This is a genomic window from Candidatus Deferrimicrobiaceae bacterium, assembly GCA_035256765.1.
Lineage (GTDB): Bacteria > Desulfobacterota > Deferrimicrobia > Deferrimicrobiales > Deferrimicrobiaceae > CSP1-8.
Map to the genome: position 1 here is coordinate 1 of DATEXR010000105.1, position 1060 is coordinate 1060.

The window sequence follows — 1060 nt, forward strand, 5'->3', positions numbered from 1 at the left end:
CGTCTACGGGCCGTCCTCACCCCCTGATCGCCGTCGCCGGAACAGGGGTAGGCGACGATCCACGCCATTCATGTTGCGAACCGGGGAAGTGCCCTACCAGGCGATCATCTTCCTGTCGCGGAAGAACCCGCCCGTCGGACCGCCGTCGTCAAGGGTCGCGATCCAGACCGCGGTGTCGGCTCCCTCCGCGGGAGACCGTTCCGCCTCGGCGCCCCCCATCTCCGTCCAGGACCCCATCGTGCTCGCAACGTTGACGATGCGCCCGTATTCGACCTTTCTCATCGAACTCGCGCAGCCTGCGGATGCTCTCCGGGTCGTCCACGTCCAGCGGGTGGAACCGGACGCGAAGCCCGTCCTCCTGGAGCCCCTCGGCCGCCTTCCGCCCCTTCTCCTCGTCCCGCTCCGCATCTTCGTTCCCGCCGCCCGGGACGATGCGGTCTTCTTTTCCGTATATCCGATGACATCCCGACCCGGCGGTTTCGCCCTTGCCCTCCGACGAATCATTTGACAAAACCGGCGGTCCCCCTTACATATTTCCTACAGCGCCATGGGACACGATCTCTCCGACTACCGCCAGGTCTTCCGCAGCCGCCGCATCGGGGTGATGGTGCTCGTCGGGTTCTCCTCCGGACTCCCGCTGGCCCTGACCGGCGGGACGCTGCAGGCGTGGATGACGGTTGCGGGTGTGGACCTGCGCACCATCGGGGTGTTCGCCCTGGTGGGGATCCCCTACACGGTGAAATTCCTCTGGTCGCCCCTGATGGACCGCTTCGTCCCTCCCTGGATGGGCAGGCGACGGGGCTGGATGTTCCTGACCCAGGCGGCCCTGCTGATCGGCATCGCGGCGATGGCGTTCGGGAACCCCGGGGCGGCCACTTGGGCACTGGGAGCCACCGCCCTCCTGGTCGCCTTCTCGTCCGCCTCCCAGGACATCGTGATCGACGCGTACCGGACGGACGTCCTGCGCGAGCCGGAGCGGGGCCTGGGCGCGGCCGTCTTCGTGACCGGTTACCGGATCGCGATGCTGGTCTCGGGAGCCGCGGCCCTCATCCTCTCCGAG

At 67.8% G+C, this 1060-nt stretch carries 2 protein-coding genes; one reads left to right on the forward strand and one right to left on the reverse strand.

Going from position 1 to position 1060, the window contains the following annotated elements; genetic code table 11:
- Positions 1 to 93: 93 nt before the first annotated feature.
- Positions 94 to 282 carry a hypothetical protein gene (locus tag VJ307_03530; protein HJX73204.1) on the reverse strand — a complete coding sequence of 63 codons (189 nt, stop codon included), beginning with the start codon at positions 280 to 282 and terminating at the stop codon, positions 94 to 96.
- 265 nt (positions 283 to 547) lie between these two features.
- On the opposite strand from VJ307_03530, the gene VJ307_03535 reads away from it, so the two are divergent.
- On the forward strand, positions 548 to 1060 hold a 513-nt coding region (locus tag VJ307_03535; protein ID HJX73205.1), incomplete at its 3' end, for an MFS transporter.